The sequence below is a fragment of the Streptomyces sp. SS7 genome (assembly GCF_037993025.1).
Lineage (GTDB): Bacteria > Actinomycetota > Actinomycetes > Streptomycetales > Streptomycetaceae > Streptomyces.
This window is the reverse complement of record NZ_CP141223.1, coordinates 5117477-5134158: the sequence shown is the minus strand read 5'-3', so window position 1 is coordinate 5134158 and position 16682 is coordinate 5117477. Positions and strand designations below refer to the sequence as shown.

At 73.0% G+C, this 16682-nt stretch carries 13 protein-coding genes and 1 pseudogene; 6 read left to right on the top strand and 8 right to left on the bottom strand.

The annotated features are described in order from the left end of the window. The first annotated feature begins 23 nt into the window (after positions 1-23). A pseudogene (locus tag U5640_RS23695) lies at positions 24-4329 on the top strand (PAS domain-containing protein). A gap of 49 nt (positions 4330-4378) precedes the next feature. On the opposite strand, the gene U5640_RS23690 reads toward U5640_RS23695, so the two are convergent. Next, positions 4379-4963 carry a TetR family transcriptional regulator gene (locus tag U5640_RS23690; RefSeq protein WP_340377767.1) on the bottom strand — a complete coding sequence of 195 codons (585 nt, stop codon included), beginning with the start codon at positions 4961-4963 and terminating at the stop codon, positions 4379-4381. Between the two features lie 203 nt (positions 4964-5166). On the opposite strand from U5640_RS23690, the gene U5640_RS23685 reads away from it, so the two are divergent. Genes U5640_RS23685 through U5640_RS23675 form a run of 3 tightly spaced genes read left to right on the top strand, consistent with a single transcriptional unit; the run spans position 5167 to position 8104 of the window. Next, a complete protein-coding gene (locus tag U5640_RS23685) occupies positions 5167-5382 on the top strand; it encodes a hypothetical protein (RefSeq protein WP_340377766.1) in 216 nt (71 codons plus the stop codon). A 51-nt stretch (positions 5383-5433) separates the two neighbouring features. Continuing rightward, complete coding sequence (locus tag U5640_RS23680; protein ID WP_340377765.1) at positions 5434-6054, top strand: restriction endonuclease subunit S; 621 nt, start codon at positions 5434-5436, stop codon at positions 6052-6054. A 13-nt stretch (positions 6055-6067) separates the two neighbouring features. Then, entirely contained in the window at positions 6068-8104 is a 2037-nt protein-coding gene (locus U5640_RS23675) for an N-6 DNA methylase (protein WP_340385279.1), read from the top strand. A gap of 63 nt (positions 8105-8167) precedes the next feature. Here the strand turns inward: U5640_RS23675 and U5640_RS23670 are convergent, their stop codons facing one another. The 6 genes from U5640_RS23670 to U5640_RS23645 form a co-directional block, all read right to left on the bottom strand. Continuing rightward, on the bottom strand, positions 8168-9847 hold the full coding sequence (locus U5640_RS23670) for a long-chain fatty acid--CoA ligase (protein ID WP_340377764.1): 1680 nt from the start codon (positions 9845-9847) through the stop codon (positions 8168-8170). A 117-nt stretch (positions 9848-9964) separates the two neighbouring features. Further along, positions 9965-10513, bottom strand: a complete 549-nt coding sequence (locus U5640_RS23665; RefSeq protein ID WP_340377763.1) for a SigE family RNA polymerase sigma factor — start codon at positions 10511-10513, stop codon at positions 9965-9967. A 160-nt stretch (positions 10514-10673) separates the two neighbouring features. Continuing rightward, positions 10674-11843, bottom strand: a complete 1170-nt coding sequence (locus tag U5640_RS23660) for a lipid-transfer protein (protein ID WP_340377762.1) — start codon at positions 11841-11843, stop codon at positions 10674-10676. Next, positions 11840-12289 (bottom strand): MaoC family dehydratase, encoded by a 450-nt coding sequence (locus U5640_RS23655; protein WP_340377761.1) that lies wholly within the window; start codon positions 12287-12289, stop codon positions 11840-11842. Before U5640_RS23655 ends, U5640_RS23660 begins: the two co-directional genes overlap by 4 nt. Then, the gene (locus tag U5640_RS23650) at positions 12286-13185 is read right to left on the bottom strand and encodes a bifunctional MaoC family dehydratase N-terminal/OB-fold nucleic acid binding domain-containing protein (protein WP_340377760.1); all 900 of its coding nucleotides are present in this window, start codon (positions 13183-13185) and stop codon (positions 12286-12288) included. The genes U5640_RS23655 and U5640_RS23650 overlap by 4 nt, the downstream gene beginning before the upstream one ends. A gap of 258 nt (positions 13186-13443) precedes the next feature. Next, entirely contained in the window at positions 13444-13758 is a 315-nt protein-coding gene (locus U5640_RS23645; protein ID WP_340377759.1) for a hypothetical protein, read from the bottom strand. Between the two features lie 370 nt (positions 13759-14128). Here U5640_RS23645 and U5640_RS23640 point away from each other — a divergent pair, with 370 nt between their 5' ends. Then, entirely contained in the window at positions 14129-15001 is an 873-nt protein-coding gene (locus U5640_RS23640; protein ID WP_340377758.1) for a bifunctional DNA primase/polymerase, read from the top strand. A 79-nt stretch (positions 15002-15080) separates the two neighbouring features. On the opposite strand, the gene U5640_RS23635 is transcribed toward U5640_RS23640, so the two are convergent. Next, positions 15081-15737: a hypothetical protein gene (locus tag U5640_RS23635; protein WP_340377757.1), complete on the bottom strand. Its 657-nt coding sequence runs from the start codon at positions 15735-15737 to the stop codon at positions 15081-15083. A gap of 266 nt (positions 15738-16003) precedes the next feature. On the opposite strand from U5640_RS23635, the gene U5640_RS23630 reads away from it, so the two are divergent. After that, positions 16004-16342, top strand: a complete 339-nt coding sequence (locus tag U5640_RS23630) for a YciI family protein (RefSeq protein WP_340377756.1) — start codon at positions 16004-16006, stop codon at positions 16340-16342. Positions 16343-16682: the final 340 nt, after the last annotated feature.

Genomic DNA, 16682 nt, shown 5'->3' with positions numbered 1-16682 from the left:
TCGACGCCCTTCCCGATGCGTTGTTGCTGGTCAACGCGAACGGGACCGTCGTCAACGCGAACACCATCGCGCTCGAGGCCTTCGAGACGCCCGGCACCGCTCTGGTGGGGCGGGGCCTGCTCGACCTGCTGCCTCAGTTCGACTCCAAGCTGATCCCCGGCTCCATGCGGCGGCCCGACCACATGGACCCGCGCGGGCGGACCAAGCCGACCCGGATGATCGCCCGGCGGACCGACGGCTCGGAGTTCCCCGTCGAGGTCACCAGCGCCAACCTGGAGAACGGCCAGCAGGCCTACGACGGCTACGGCTACAGCGGCGACGAGCTGCTGATGCTCGTCGTACGGGATCTCACCGGGACCGTGGACACCGAGGCCGAGCTGGCCCGGTCGCAGCGGCAGACCGAGATGATCCTGCGGGCGGCGTCCGAAGGCGTTGTGGGGACCGACACCGACGGTCGGATCGTGCTCGTCAACCCGGCCGCCGCGCAGATCCTCGGCTACCGGGCCAGCGATCTCGGCGGCAAGGAGCTGCACACCCTCGTCGTGCACTCGCGCGCCGACGGCTCGCCCTTCCCGTACGACGAGTCGCCACTCGCCGACACCCTGCGCTCCGGCCGCAAGCACCGGGTGCGCGGGCAGGTGCTGTGGTCCAAGGGCGGCGAGAAGGTCTCCGTCGACCTGACCACCGCTCCGGTGCGCGACGGTGACCAGCTCGTCGGCGCCGTGATGACGTTCACCGACCGGCGGTCGTACGACGATCTCCTCGCGGAGAAGGAAGGCGTCGAGAAGCGGCACGAGGACGAGTTGGAGCGGCTCTCCGAGGAGCACGCCTCCGACCTCACCGCGCTCCGCCAGCAGCACGTCGCCGAGCTGGAGGAGCTGCACGAGGAGCACGCGGAGGAGGTCGCCGCCGCCGAGGAACGCTACGCGGCCCTCGGTGAGCGGGAGAAGGACCGCTACGACGCCCTCGCCGGGCGGTACGACCAGCTGCTCACCCTCCTCGCGACCTCCCTGCGCGGGCCCCTCGACGAGCTGCGCCGCGAGCTGGCCGCGCTCGCCGCGGACGACGCCGGGCAGCTGTGGCCCGAGGCCAACCAGGTGCTCCATCACCTGTCGGCCGGATATTCGAGGATCACCACCCTCATCGACAACGTCCTCGGCTACCAGCGCCTCGACGCGGGCAGTGCCGAGATCGTCCGTACGAAGGTGATGCTCGACGCGGTCGTCGCCGCCGGTGTCGACGGGGCCGTCGAGCTCATCGGGCCCGGGCGGGTGCAGTTCGCCGTGCACGCGCCGCCCATCGAGGCCGAGGTCGACGCGCGGCTGCTCGCGACCGCGCTCGCGCATCTCGTCGCCGACGTCGCCGGGGTCGACGCCACCGGCAACGCGCCCGTCTCGGCGGGCGGTTACATGGACAACACGGTCGTCGTCGCGGCCGCCCAGCGGGGCGAGGTCGTACGGATCGAGGTGCGCGGACCGTACAGCGGGGGCGACCCGGTGCACGAGCCGATCGTGCGCGGGATCGTGCGGGCCCACGGGGGCGTGCTCCAGACGCACGAGGTGCCGGGCATGAGCGGCAGTGCGTACGTCCTCGAAGTGCCCCTCGGGGGTGGAGCGGGCGCGGTCGCCCCTCCGGCACCCGCCGCGCTGCCCGCCGCCCTGCCCCCGGCGCAGAGCGCTCCGCTCGACGGCGAGCCGCCCGCCGAACAGACTCCCGGCCGCCGCCGGGCCCGCCGCTCCTCCGTGGACGCCTTCCTGGAGGGCGAGGTTCCGGCCGCGGCCGAGGGCGGCGAAGCCGAGGCGGCGCCGCCCACCGGACGCCGGCGCCGACGCGGCCCGGCCGCCGACGAGACGCCCGGTGAGCTGCCCGAGGGGGCCGAGGAGGCCTCCGGCGGTTCGGGGCGGCGGCGTGCCCGTCCCGCCGAGAACGGCGCGGCGGTCGCGGTGGTCGAGTCGGCCGGTGCGGGCGTGGCCGAGGGGGCGGTCGTGACCGCCGCCGAGAGCGCGGCCGGTACGGCCGCGGCGGGTACGGGACTGGGCGGCACCGTTCCGCCCCAGGGCGTTCCCGCGCCGCCCGGCGGTCGGCGGGGCCTGCCCGCCGACGAAGTGCCGCAGAACGCCCTGCCGCCCGCCCTGCCCGCGGTCGCCGGTGCTCCCGTGCCGGCCGTACCGGTCGCGTCCGCTGAGGACGGCGAGCCGACCGGACGCCGACGACGTGCCCTCGCGGCCGCGTCCGAGCGTGCCGCCGCGCAGGAGGCGGGGCCGCGCACGGTGTTCGCCCTGCCGCCCGCCGAGGCGGACCGGACGGCCGACGGTCCGGGCGTACCCGGTCAGGGCCTGGCCGGTCCGGGCGTGCCGGGTCAGGGCGTGCCGGGTCAGGGCGTGCCGGGTCAGGGCGTGCCGGGTCAGCTGCCCCAACAGATTCCCGGTCAGGTCGCCGGTCAGATTCCGGGGCAGGTCCCGGGTCAGCTGCCCCAACAGATTCCTGGTCAGATTCCTGGTCAGATGCCCGGACAGGTACCTGGACAGGTGCAGGACGCCGGGCCGGTTCCTGTCCCGGTCCCGGTTCCAGGACCCGGGCCCGTGCCCGGTCAGGCTCCGTCGGCCCAGATTCCCGCCCAGGGCTCGTCCGAGGACGCGCTCATCGACCACGGCCGCCATGACGCCGTGGCGCAGGACCAGGCCGACGACCACACCCCGCCCCAGCCGCACCCCACGAACGCGCCCACCGGCCGCCGCCGCCGCGCGGTGGGCCAGCCCGCGGAGCCGGGGGGCGCCGTGGCGCCCGGAGGCGTCCCGAACCAGGCCATGGCGCCGGCGCAAGCGGTGCAGCCGGGCCTGGAGGCCGTCGGCCAGCCGGTCCCCCCGGCCGGGCAGCCCCTCCCCGCCCAGGCCCTCCCCGCACAGGCGCTGCCCGGCCAGCCGGCCCCGCCGCAGCCCGCGAACGCGACTCCGGGGCAGGCCGCGCCACTCCCGGCCGAGTCCGCGCCCGGCGCGCCCCATGGCCCGGTCCCCGCCCCGCCGACCGCCACCCCCGGCACGGGCACCCCCCCTCCCGCCCGAGGCCCCGGTGCCCCCGGCCGCCGCCGTGGCGCAGCCGTTGCCCGCCGAGGCCGCGGCGCTGCCGATGGACCCGAACTCCACCCAGGGCCGGGCGATCAGCGTGCGGACGCTGGGCCAGGGTGTTCCCTTCACCCGGCAGGCCGCCCAGGTCCAGCAGGCGCAGCCCGCCGCGCAGGCCACGGCCACTCCCGCCCCGCACGCGGCGGGCGGTTCCGGGCGCCGCCGCAAGCTGGGCACCCCGCCGGACCCGGCGTCCCGACCCGAGCAGACGGCGCGTCCGCACCCGCAGGCCGAGCAGCCCGTCGCCGGCCAGGCGCCCCTGCCCGCGCACCCCTCGCTCGCGGGCCAGCCGCTGCCCCAGCCCTCCCTCGCCGGTCAGTCGCGGCTCGTTCCGGGGGCGACCGACGGGGCAGGACGGTCGTACGCCATAGGAGCACCGGACGAGAATGCCGCCGAGGGCCCCGAGCCGCTGGACGGTCCCGGTGGGGCCGTCGAGGTGGCGGATCCGCCGCGGCCGGTGCCGATGGACGACGAGCTGCCGCCGGAGCCGCTGGACAACCCGCGCAGGCTGCTGGTGTGGCCCGCGCCGGACGTCTCCACCCAGCAGGCGCTCAGCGACCGCGGCTACCGGCCCGTCATCGTGCACTCGCGCGAGGAGGTCGACGCGCAGATCGCCGCGTTCCCGGCGGCGCTGTTCGTGGACCCGCTGACCGGGCCGATCACCCGGACCGCGTTGCAGTCGCTGCGCCAGGCGGCGGTGGCCGCCGAGGTTCCGGTGCTGGTCACGGCCGGTCTCGGGCAGGCGACGCGGGAGGCGGCGTACGGCGCCGATCCCGCCGTACTGCTGAAGGCGCTGGCGCCCCGGGACAGTGAGCAGCACCCGCCGCGGGTCCTGCTCATCGAGGAGCACGCGGAGATCGCACTGGCCCTGACGGCGACGCTGGAGCGGCGTGGGATGCAGGTGGCGCGGGCGGCCAGTGACGCGGATGCCGTGCTGCTCGCGGGGCAGCTGCGGCCGAACCTGGTGGTGATGGACCTGATGCAGGTGCACCCCCGGCAGGCCGGATCCGCCGGGATCATCGACTGGCTGCGGGTGAACGGCCAGCTCAACCGCACGCCGCTGGTCGTCTACACTGCCGCCGTCGACCAGGCGGACCGGCCCCGGCTGGCGTCGGGGGAGACGGTGCTGTTCCTGGCCGAGCGCTCGACGAGTCCCGAGGTGCAGGTCAGGATCGTGGACCTGCTGGCCCGCATCGGCACCAACTAGGACCGGAAAACCGTGGGCCCCAGGCCCCGGTTGGCCCCGGCCGGACCGTCTACGGCCGGGCCACCAGCCTGCGGGCGGCCTCCCGTACCGAGGCGCGCAGGCGTTCGCGGTCGCCGGGGTCGCGGCCGACCACGATGCGGCTCATCTGGGGGACGACCGCGGTCCAGTTGGCCAGGGCGATGAGCAGGAAGAACAGGTCGCGGGCCGGGATCGCCTCGCTGACGACCCCGCGCTCCTGGCCGTCCCGGATGGCGGCGATCTTGTCGCGGTACCGGTCGCGGCGCTCGGCCTCGTGGGGCAGTTCGGTGGTGCCGTACTCGAGGCCCTCCCAGAAGAGCAGGCGCAGCACCTCGGGGTGGGCGACGTGGTAGTCCATGACCCGGTCGATCCAGCCCTCGATGTCGTCCGCGTCGACCGGGACGGCGATCGCGAGGTCGAGCATGGCCTTCTCCAGGACCCGGGTGAACAGCTCGGCCTTGTTGCCGAAGTAGGCGTAGATGAGCTGTTTGTTGGCCTTGGCCCCGGCGGCGATGCGGTCGATGCGGGCGCCTGCGACGCCGTAGCGGGCGAACTCGGCGACGGCGGCGTCGAAGATCCGGCCCTTGGTGGCCTCGGGGTCGCGGGTGGGTGCCATGGGGGCATGGTAGCGGCGGGCACACGTGCGAAGCGTCCCACGCAATGCGAAGAGGTCTTCGCATCTTTCTTCTGCTACAGTTATCACCATCGGGACCCGAATCACACTCAATGAATTAACTGCCGCACCGCCCCCACCTAGGGCTCAAACCAAGCAGGGCGGTGCGGCCCGACTGCCCCTGACGGGGCCGAAGGGAGATTCCCTTGAGAATCGCCGACATCCATCATGCCTGGACCTGGCCCCGGCAGACCAGGAAGGCCACGGTGACACTGGTGGTCGTCGTCGTCGTGACCCTGGTCGCGGCCTGCCTGGCCGGGCAGGGAGCGGCGGCGGTGGCCACGATCGCCCTCGCCGCACTGACCGTGGCCGTGGAGGAGTTGCTCCGTGCGGCGCTGAAGTACTGGTTGCGCGTCGCCTGAGCGACGTCGTCGAGGAAGGACGGGCTTCTCCCGTGGGAAGGTCACACATCCATGGCTCCTGAGCGGCCCTGGTCCGCCTCGGGGGACGACCGGCCCCGCCTGGGGCACTTCTGCCGAGTCACGGCCGGCCCGTCCGGCTCGCTGCTCGACAATCTCCACGAAGGCCCCAGCGGGGTCCCGGTCGTCGCGCCCCCCGACCTCACCGAAGACCTCACCGTGGACACCCGGCGGCTGCGCCGGGTGTCCCACCCCCAGGCGAAGCGGCTCGCGCGGTTCGAACTGCGCGCCGGGGACGTGCTCCTGGTACGGCAGGGCACGCTCGGCCGGCTCGCGTTGATCAAGCACGAGCAGTCCGGCTGGCTGTACAGCTCGTCGTGCCTGCGGATCCGTCCCGACCAGTCCCGGATCCTCCCCGGGTACCTGGCCGCGTATCTGACCCACCCGCCCGTGCAGCGGGAACTGCTGGCCCAGGCGCAGTCAGGGACGGTCCCCTCGCTCAACTCGACCATGCTCACGGAGTTCCCGGTGGACATCCCCGCCGTGCACCGTCAGCACGACGTCGTCGCCGCGCTGGAGGACATCGACGAGCAGATCGCCGTACAGAGAATGATGCTGGACCGCCTGGTCGCGCTGCGGCCGTCGGTGTTCGAGCAACTGACCAGGGAGGTGTGACCGCGTGGACGCGATGCTCGCGAAGCCCCTCACCGTCGACCAGCTGGACGCGTTCCTCAAGCGGACCGCTGACCTTTTGCGCGACGAGGTCAGCGGCTCGGAACTCGTCCAGTTCATCGGACCGCTCCTGCTGCTCAAGCGGGTCTCGGACCAGCCGGGCCTGCTGGTCGTCCCGTGGGACGCCCGCTGGCCGCACGTGTTCCACCGCGGTGGTGTGCGTCCCGGGGACGCGGTCAACAGGGCGCTCTTCGCGCTCGAGGACAGCAATCACACGCTCCTCGCCGATCTCTTCCGTACGGTCGACTTCGCCAGGCCGTCGAACGAACGAGTCGTCACACGGCTGCTGGACCAGATCGACCGGTTGTCCCTGAGCGACGACGATCTCGAGTTCGGTGACGAGGTGGGCCGGGCCTTCGACCGGTTCCTGACCCACACCGCCTCCGCATCGGGCGCGCGAGGGCCGTCCGAGTTCTTCACGCCGCGGGCCGTGTGCCAGCTGATGGCCGAACTCGTCCGCCCCGAAGAGGGGCACTCGGTCGCCGACCCCCACGCGGGCTCGGGCGGAATGCTGCTGAGCGCGGCGCACCACGTCGCCGAGCGCAGCGGCAGCCGCAGCACGACGAACCTGTCCCTGTTCGGCCAGGAGAAGAACGCCTCGGCGTGGCTCACGGGCCGGCTGAACCTCCTGCTGCACGGCCTCACCGACGCGGTCGTCTCCCACAGCGACGCGCTCACCGATCCGCTGACGGCCGGCCCCGAGGTCATGCGGTTCGACCGCGCGCTCACCGCGCCGCCGTTCTCCATGAACTACGTCCGCGACGAGGTGCGCCACCCGGAGCGCATGCGGTACGGCTGGACCCCGGAGGGCGGCAAGAAGGCCGACCTCATGTACGTGCAGCACGTCCTCGCCGTGCTGCGGCCCGGGGGGCTCGGCGCCGTGGTGACGCCGCACGGTGTGCTGTTCCGCGGTGGCTCCGAGGGCGAGATCCGGCGGGGGATGATCGAGGACGACCGTCTCGAAGCCGTGATCGGCATCGGGGCGAACGTCTTCTACAACACCGGTATCCCCGCCTGCATCCTGGTCCTGCGGGGGACCGGACACCGGCCGGCGGAGAGACGGGGCCGGGTGCTGTTCGTCAACGCGGAGCGCGAGGTGACCGTCGGGCGGTCGCAGAACCGACTGGACGCCCAGCATGTCGCGAAGATCGCGGACGCCTATCTCTCCTGGCGGGACACACCCGGCTTCTCGCGTGTCGTCCCCGTGTCGGAGATCAGGGAGCACGACTACAACCTGAACATCCGCAGATACGTGGACAGCGACCCGCCGCCGGAGCCGTTGCTGGACATCGGAGCCGCGCTCACGGGAGGTGTCCCCTGGCGGGAGGTCGACCTGATGGCCGACCGCTTCCGTGCCTTCGGCTTCCTTCCGGACGAGCTCTTCCGCCCCCTCCGCCCGGGCTACTGGGAGTTTCCCCCCGAGGGGTACGAGAAGGCCGCGAACCTCATCCCCGAGCTGGCGGCGGACAAGGAGCACGACTTCCTCGGCGCGGTCCGTCACTGGTGGGGGGAACAACACTCGTTCCTCCGGTACCTGGCCGACCGGGGAGGCGTCCCTCTCGCCGGGGAACGGGCCCGCCTGGAGGAGTCCTTCTGCCGACGGCTGCGTCCCCTGGGGATCCTGGACGACCAGCAGCTGCTGGGTGTCCTGGCCTCGTGGTGGGCGGACCACGAAGACGACTTCAGGGCCCTCGGCGCGTTCGGTTTCCAGGGCGTGGTGCGCCGCTGGCGTACGGTCCCCCGCGACGGCGTGCCGCACACGTACCATCCGCCGCCCCGCCCGGGCGAGGCTCCCGAGTACGTGGGGGACGAGCTCGGCGCGGATCTGCGCACCCGCACCGAGCGACTCGTCACGGGAGAGCGCCAGAAGCTGGTCGAGGCGTATCTGCGCTGGGGCGAGCGGTACGCGGTCTCCCTGGCGGACCTGGAGCGCCGGTCCCGAGCCGCCGCGGACCGGCTGCGCGACCGCCTGGCCGGCCTCGGCGACTTCTGAGGGGCGCGCTGACGGCCGTACACCGGGGAAGACCCCTGTCGTACGGCCGTGCCCCCACCGCGCTCAGAGCTGCGTGACGTCCAGCGTGCCCTCGGCGTACCGCTGGCGCAGCACCTTCTTGTCGAACTTGCCCACGCTCGTCTTCGGGACCGCCTCGATGATCGTCCAGCGCTCCGGGAGCTGCCACTTGGCGATCTTCCCCTCCTCGGCGAGGAAGGTGCGCAGGGTCTCGAAGTCGGCGTCGGCGCCCTCCTTGAGGACGACCGTGGCCAGCGGGCGCTCCCCCCAGCGGTCGTCGGGGACCGCGACGACGGCCGCCTCGGCGACGGCCGGGTGGGCCATCAGGGCGTTCTCCAGCTCCACCGAGGAGATCCACTCGCCGCCGGACTTGATGACGTCCTTGGCGCGGTCGGTGAGGGTGAGGAAGCCGTCGGGGCTGATGGTGCCGACGTCACCCGTCTTCAGCCAGCCGTCCTCGCTGAACTTGTCGGCGGGGCGCAGGGGCTCGCCACCGGGGCCGTTGTAGTAGGCGCCCGCGATCCAGGGGCCGCGCACCTCCAGCTCGCCGGCCGACTCGCCGTCCCAGGGGAGGCGCTCGCCGCCGGGACCGCTGAGGCGGGCCTCGACACCGGCCGGGAAGCGGCCCTGGGTGAGGCGGTAGGCGAACTCCTCGGGCAGGCCGACGGCATGGGCCGGCGGGCGGGCGATGGTGCCCAGCGGGGAGGTCTCCGTCATGCCCCAGGCGTGACAGACCCGCATACCGAGGTCGTCGAAGGCCGCCATCAGGGCGGGCGGACAGGCCGAGCCGCCGATGGTGACCTGGATGAGGGAGGTGACGTCCCGCGGCTTGACGGTCAGCTCGGCCAGCAGTCCCTGCCAGATGGTGGGGACGGCGGCGGCGTGGGTCGGCTTCTCGCTCTCGATCATCTCGGCGAGCGGGCCGGGCTGGAGGAAGCGGTCCGGCATCAGCATGTTGACGCCGGTCATGAAGGTGGCGTGCGGCAGGCCCCAGGCGTTGACGTGGAACTGCGGGACCACGACGAGCGAGGTGTCCTCGTCGGTCAGGCCCATCGACTCGGCCATGTTGACCTGCATGGAGTGCAGGTAGATCGAACGGTGGCTGTAGACCACGCCCTTGGGGTCGCCGGTGGTGCCGGAGGTGTAGCACATGGAGGCGGCCGTGCGCTCGTCCAGCTCGGGCCAGTCGTACGCGGTGGGCTTTCCGGCGATGAGGTCCTCGTACTCGTGGACCTGGGCGTGGGCGCCCGCCAGGAGGGAGCGGTCGCCGGGGCCGGAGACGACCACGTGCTCGACCGTCGGCAGGTGCGGGAGCAGCGGGGCCAGCAGGGGGAGGAGCGAGCCGTTGGCGATGACGACCCTGTCGGCCGCGTGGTTGACGATCCAGACGAGCTGCTCGGCCGGGAGCCGCAGGTTGAGGGTGTGCAGGACCGCGCCCATGGAGGGGATCGCGAAGTACGCCTCGACGTGCTCGCCGTTGTTCCACATGAGGGTCGCGACCCGCTCGTCGCCCTCGACGCCGAGGTCCTCGCGCAGGGCGTGGGCCAGCTGGGCGGAGCGGGCGCCGATCTCGGCGAACGTGCGGCGCTGCGGGGCGCCCTCGCCCGTCCAGGTGATCACCCGTGATGACCCGTGGATCGTCGCCCCGTGGGTCAGGATCCTCGAGATCAACAGCGGTACGTCCTGCATGGTGCTCAGCACGGCGTCCTCCCAGGGCGGCGACATTGCCTACGCGGTGGTAACGGTTGCGCTGATTCTGCGCACATACCACGCGGTATGTCACTAGGTAACGATGATCGATCACCTCACTTAAAGCCCCGGTAAAACCACCACGTCGGCTCGCTACCGGACAAGCACCAGCTCAGGGTCCTCGCGGAGCTTGCCGAGGGCCCGGGACACCGCCGACTTCACGGTGCCCACCGAGACCCCGAGGACCTCGGCCGTCTGGACCTCACTGAGATCCTCGTAGTACCTGAGCACGACCATCGCGCGCTGCCGGTCCGGCAGCTTCATGATCGCCCGCCACATCGCGTCGTGCAGCGCCTGCCGCTCGGCCTGGTCCCCCTCGCCGCCCGTCGGTTCCGGCTCGGGCAGTTCGTCGCAGACGTACTCGTCGACCTTGCGCTTGCGCCACTGCGAGGTGCGGGTGTTCAGCAGCGCGCGGCGGACGTAACCGTCGACCGCCCGGTGGTCCTCGATCCGCTCCCACGCGACGTACGTCTTGGCGAGCGCGGTCTGGAGCAGGTCCTCCGCGTCGCTCGGGTTGGCGGTGAGCGACCGGGCGGTGCGCAGCAGCACCGGCTGGCGGGCGCGGACGTACGACGCGAAGGACGGGTACGGGGACGGCCGCCTCTGGCCGTGGGAGGCGCTGGTGCAGACGGGTGTGGTCATGGCTCCACGCTAGGAGTGAGACCGTGTAGTCCGGATCGCCCGCAGGTGCCGAAGACGGGTCCCCCTCAGGTTGTAGGGGTGGCGCCGGCTCCACCTCCTGTGGGTGGAGCGGACCGCGCCGAGTACTACGGGGCGCCCCTGAGACGTACCCGCCCGGGGATCAGCCGTCGGCCGTCAGGACCAGGCCGGACGTGGGCACTCCCGTCCCGGCCGTCACGAGGGCCCGGGCCGCGCCCGGCACCTGGTTGACGGCGGTGCCCCGCAGCTGCCGTACCGCTTCCGCCACCCCGTTCATACCGTGGAGGTACGCCTCCCCGAGCTGGCCCCCGTGGGTGTTGAGCGGCAGGCGGTCCTCCGCGACGAAGGCGGCCGCCTCGCCCGGCGCGCAGAAGCCGAACTCCTCCAGCTGCATCAGCACGAACGGGGTGAAGTGGTCGTAGACGACGGCCACGTCGACGTCGGCGGGCGCGAGCCCCGAGGTGCGCCAGAGCTGACGGGCCACCACGGCCATCTCCGGCAGGCCGGTCAGGTCGTCGCGGTAGAAGCTGGTCATCTGCTCCTGGGCCCGCCCGGCGCCCTGCGCGGCGGCCGCGATCACGGCGGGCCGCCGCGGCAGATCGCGGGCCCGCTCCACCGAGGTGACGACGAGCGCCTGGCCGCCGTCGGTCTCCTGGCAGCAGTCCAGAAGCCGGAGCGGCTCCGCGATCCAGCGCGAGGAGGCGTGGTCGGCCAGGGTGATCGGGCGGCCGTGGAAGTACGCCGCCGGATTCACCGCCGCGTGCCGGCGGGCCGTGACGGCGACCGGCCCGAAGGCCTCCTCCGCGGTCAGCCCGTGGGTGTGCAGATAGCGCTGGGCCGCCATCGCCACCCAGGAGGCCGGGGTGAGCAGCCCGAACGGCATCACCCAGCCCAGCGCCACCCCCTCCGCGGTGGGCTCCCGATGCCGTACGCCGGAGCCGAAGCGGCGGCCCGAGCGCTCGTTGAAGGCCCGGTAGCAGACCACCACCTCGGCCACGCCCGCCGCGATCGCGAGCGCCGCCTGCTGCACGGTGGCACAGGCCGCCCCGCCGCCGTAGTGCACCCGGGAGAAGAACGACAGCTCGCCCATTCCGCAGGCCTGCGCCACCGTGATCTCCGGGCTGGTGTCCATCGTGAACGTCACCAGGCCGTCCACGTCGGCCGCCGTCAGCCCCGCGTCGTCGAGCGCCGCCCGCACCGCCTCCGCCGCCAGCCGCAGTTCGCTGCGCCCCGAGTCCTTGGAGAACTCGGTGGCCCCGATGCCGACGACGGCGGCCCGGCCGCCCAGTCCGTCACGCGCGCGTACGCTCATCGCGGGTCGTCCTCCCGGAGGGTGACCGTCACACTGCCGATGCCGTGCCCCGCACGCGCCGCGCCCGGCACCGCGCAGGTCACCGTGCCGGTGACATGCCGGCCGACGCCGTTGTCGCCGGTGATCCGGACCACGACGGTGTCGTCCGCGCGGACCTCCTCGACCGTGCCGCGCAGCACCATCGTGTCGCCGGGGTGGTTGGGCGCCCCGAGCCGGATCGCGACCTTCTGGATCCGTGTCCGCGGCCCGAAGGTGTCGGTGACGTAGCGGCCGACCAGGCCGTTGGTGGTGAGGATGTTCATGAAGATGTCCGGGGAGCCCTTCGCGCGGGCCGCCTCGGGGTCGTGGTGCACGTCCTGGTAGTCGCGCGAGGCGAGGGCCCCGGCGACGATCAGGGTGCGGGTGATCCCGATCTCCAGCGGGGGCAGCGCGTCACCGGCGTTCACACCGTCACCTCCCGGAACACGGGCAGCGTCAGCTCCTCGTCGTAGCGGCGGAACTCCAGCCGTACCGGCATCCCGATCCGCACCTTGTCGTACGGCGTCCCGACCACGCCGCTCACGATCCGCACCCCCTCGGCGAGTTCGACCAGGACGACCGCGTACGGCGGCTCGAAGGCCGGGAACGGCGGGTGGTGCAGGACGACGTACGAGAACACGGTCCCGGCGCCGGACGCCTCCACCGTGTCCCACTCCGGGCAGCCGCAGCTCGGGCAGCCGGGCAGCCAGGGGAAGCGCCGGGCCGCGCAGCCGGCGCAGCGCTGGAGGAGGAGGCGGTGCTCGCGCACGCCCTCCCAGAAGCCGGCGTTGTCGCGGTTCACGACGGGCCGCGGCCGGCGCTCGGGCGGAGCCGTTCCCCGGCGGGCCGGGGCGTACTTGAGGATGCGGAAGCGGTGGGTGCCGACGAGGTCGGGACCGACCCTGACGTCCGTCCGGGTCGTGACGAAGTGGCCGGTGCCCAGCTTGGTGGTCTTCCGCTCCGACACCGACTCGATCACCGTGTCGAAGGCGACCTCGTCACCGGGGCGCAGCGGGCGGAGGTACTCCTGCTCGCAGTCGGTGGCCACGACCGCCGTGCAGCCCGCCTCGTCGAGTACGGCGAGCAGCTCCTCGTAGGCCGGGGCGCGGCCCCCGTGACCGCCGAGGCCGCCCATGATCCAGGCCTGGAGCATGGTGGGCGGGGCGATCGCGTCGGGACCGCTGTACGCCGGGTTCCCGTCGCCCATGGCCTCGCACCAGTGGCGGATCATGGGCGCGTTGACGGGGTCACGGCCACTGCCGGCGACGGCGGCGGGCCGGCCCTCGTAGGCCTTCAGACGTGCGATCAGCCCGTCGTCGTCCACGGTCGCCGCTCCCTCCGGGAAGTCACCGCTCGGGCGGGTTGCGGTTTCTGACTGTCCGTCAGATAGGGGGAGGTGTCAAGGTCGCGGGGCGCGCGCGAGCAAGTCCGGCAGGCGGGGAGGGGGCGGCAAAGCGACTGCGCGACGGTGCCGGAGCACCGCCGCGCAGTCGCTGTCACACCCCCACGGAGCACGCTCCGGCGGGAACCGGGTCCGGCGTCCCCGACCCCCGCCGGCTCACCCGCTCACCCGCTCACCGGTTCACCGGAAGAGCGGGGCGAAGGAGACCGCGGTGTTGCCGTTGCCCTGATTGAGGGCCGTGTGGGCGGCCCCGTTGACCTGCCCGGTGTTGCTCTGGTTCGCGGCGCCCGAACCGACGGCGTTCTGCTGGGTGGTCGAGGCGTTGCCGTTGTTGTCGCGTCCGACTCCGCTGCCCACGATGCTCGCGACACCGGCGTTCGATCCGTCGTCCGCGAAACCGCCGTTGTCCGCCACCGCGACGCCGGTGAAGAGCGCGGCGGCCAGCGGAAAGGCGGAGACGGCGGCGATGACGCGGGCGGTACGGATGCTTGCCATGTTGGTCCTCCAGAACCATCGGTCTATGCGGTACGAAGCCCTGAACTGCGGCTCCACCAGGTCGGTTGGCCGACCGGCCCGGTGCGGTGACGACGTCGCGAGACCAGAGTTGCCCACCCGATCACCGCCGAACCACCCCGGAAGACCTGATTCGCACGCAAGCGTGATGACAAGTCGATAAACCCCTGTCCACACCTTTCTTCCCCCGGCCGCCACAACCCCCGGCAAGCCGGACACCTGTCACGCGGGCCCCACAAGAGGTGAAGCGTTCCGCCGGATGTCCGCTTCCGGGTGCCGCCGAGGCCGCCGCACGGCGCGTCGCAGCCCTCCCGCTCTTCCTTTTCTCGAACACCAGTACGACACTGAGTGTATGGCCCTCACCGACCGGCAGGCCGCCACCCTGGCCCTCGCCCACGCCCTGTCGGCCGCCGAGCGCGGCCTGGCCGTCCTTCCTCTGTCCCGGACCAAACTCCCGGCCCTGCGCTCGCCCCACCGCCCCGAGGACCCTCCGTGCCACGGCACCTGCGGACGCTTCGGCCACGGGGTGTACGACGCCTCGAGCGACCCGGTCCGCGTCCGCGCGCTGTTCGCCGCCGCACCCTGGGCCACCGGTTACGGCATCGCGTGCGGACTGCCCCCGCACCATCTGATCGGCGTGGACCTCGACACCAAGTGCGGTACGGACGCCCCGGGCGCCCTGCGCGAGCTGGGCCTGCGCCATCTGTTCACCATCCCGCCGACGGTCGTGGTCGTCACCCCGTCGGGCGGCCGGCACCTCTGGCTCACCGGCCCGCCGGACGTCGTGATCCCCAACTCGGCCGGCCGGCTGGCCCCCGGCATCGACATCCGGGGCGCCGGGGGATACCTGGTCGGCCCCGGCTCGCGCACGGCACACGGGGTCTACGGCACGGCCCGGGGCACGGGCCACCTCTTCCCGGCACCCTGCCCACGGGCGCTGCTGCGGCTGCTGGTGCCGGGGGTGCGACGGGGGCGGGGGGCGGCCCGGGCCGGGGCCGAGGCGGACGGCGCGCACGGCCGCGGGCTGGTGCGGTTCGTCCTGGCCGCGCACGAGGGCCAGCGCAACACGCGGCTGTTCTGGGCGGCCTGCCGGGCCTACGAGAACGGCATCGGCGAGGCGCTCGCCGACCTGCTGGTCGCGGCCGCGGTCCGCACGGGGCTGACCGAACGCGAGGCCCGCTCCACGGTCGCCTCGGCGGCGCGGATGTCCCACCCCCCGGCGTGAACTGCGACAGGCCGCACGCCACGACGTACTACGCGACCTACGGCCTTCTGCCTTCTGCCTTCTGCCTTCTGCCTTCTGCCTACGGCGTGAAGACCTGCTCCAGCCGGTGGATGGCACCGTCGTCGCCGGTCTCGTACCGGAACACCAGACCGGAGTCCGGATGCGCGTCGACCCAGTCGATCAGCTCCTGCACACCGATGCGCTGGTTCTCGGTGCTGTCGGTGATCGGCGTGACGGCGGTGACGTAGGCGGCCTGGTCGAGGGCCCAGCGGCTGTCCTCACCGGAGACGATGAACGGGGCGCCGTCGGTGTCCTCGTCCGGGCATCCCCAGGCGCCGTGCTGGATGACCAGGTTCACCTTGCCGGTGTCGGCGGGGAGTTCCTCGATCCGGAACAGGGCGAACTCGTCGGGGTCGTAGTCGTCGGGGGTGGGGGGCGCGTCGGCGCAGGCGGCGGACGCGGCGGGCGCCGCGGGGGCGGTCGTGGTGGCGGAGGAGGGCTTGGCCTTGGAGGCGGCGGCCGTCCCGGTGGGCGACCCCGTGTCGACCGATCCGGCGGGCTCGGCGGTGGACCCGGCTGCGGTACCGGCCGTGGTGGCGGCGCTCTTCGCCGCACCGGCGCTCGCGGCGGTCTCCCCCGCGGCGGAGCCGCCCTTCTCACAGCCGGTGAGTACGGCGGTCAGCGTGGCGGCGGCCACGAGCGCGCCGACGACGGGTCTGAGCCGGTTGACCTTCATCTGGGACGTCCCCCCTGTGCACGGGCGGCCCACTCGGCCGCACCCCGAGCCGGGACGCTAACAACGTCCCTGGTCAGAGCGGGAGACCGGTAAGCCCTTGCGTCACACAGTCAAGACACAGTTGTCACCGGGTGGGGACGGGTGTGACGAGGCGCGGGCGCTTGCGGAACGGGGCGGAACGACCGATGAGAAGCTGAGGCGGAATCCGTCCGCCCCCGTAGCAGCGACGCGGCGGCCAGGGGTCGCCGGACAAGGAGGCGAGCACAATGGCGCGGTACCTGATCTCGTTCGACGACGGTGCGATGGACTTCCCCGCGGCGGACCTGCCGGCGCTCGACGAGGCCTCCCGCCGGGTGGTGTGGGAGGCCAAGGACGCGGGGGTCTGGATCTTCGGAGCGGGAGTGGCACGTCAGCGGGCGAGCATCGTGGCCACCGACGGCACGGTCACGGACGGCCCCTCCCCCGAGACGAAGGCGGTCGTCGGCGGCTTCTCGATCATCGAGGTCCCGACGCGCGAGGACGCGCTGAGATGGGCCGCGAAGCTCGCCGGGGCGTGCCGGTGCGCGCAGGAGGTCCGCGAGATCATGTACGACCCGGAGAGCTGACCCGTCGGCTCGAACCGGCCCGCTGGGGCGGGGAACACCTCGTCGACGGCCCGACGCAGTGCTTGGCGGACGACCGTCGGGGCGCCGAGTTCCGCTGCCTGGAACGCGCCGTCGTGCAGCAGCACGAGCACGCGTGCGGCGTGCTCGGGGTCCATATGGCCCCGGTCTGCGGAGAGCGCCCGGAACACTGGGCGACTTTCTGGAAGGCAACCGTGCACACAAAGGCCAGCTGCTGGGATCCGGGGGGCTGAGAGCAGCGCTTGCTCTAACCGCTGCAAAGCTGCAGCAGGCTTTAAACGGGTTCGTGCGGCTTGGTGATCGGCATGGCCCTTGGTACTGG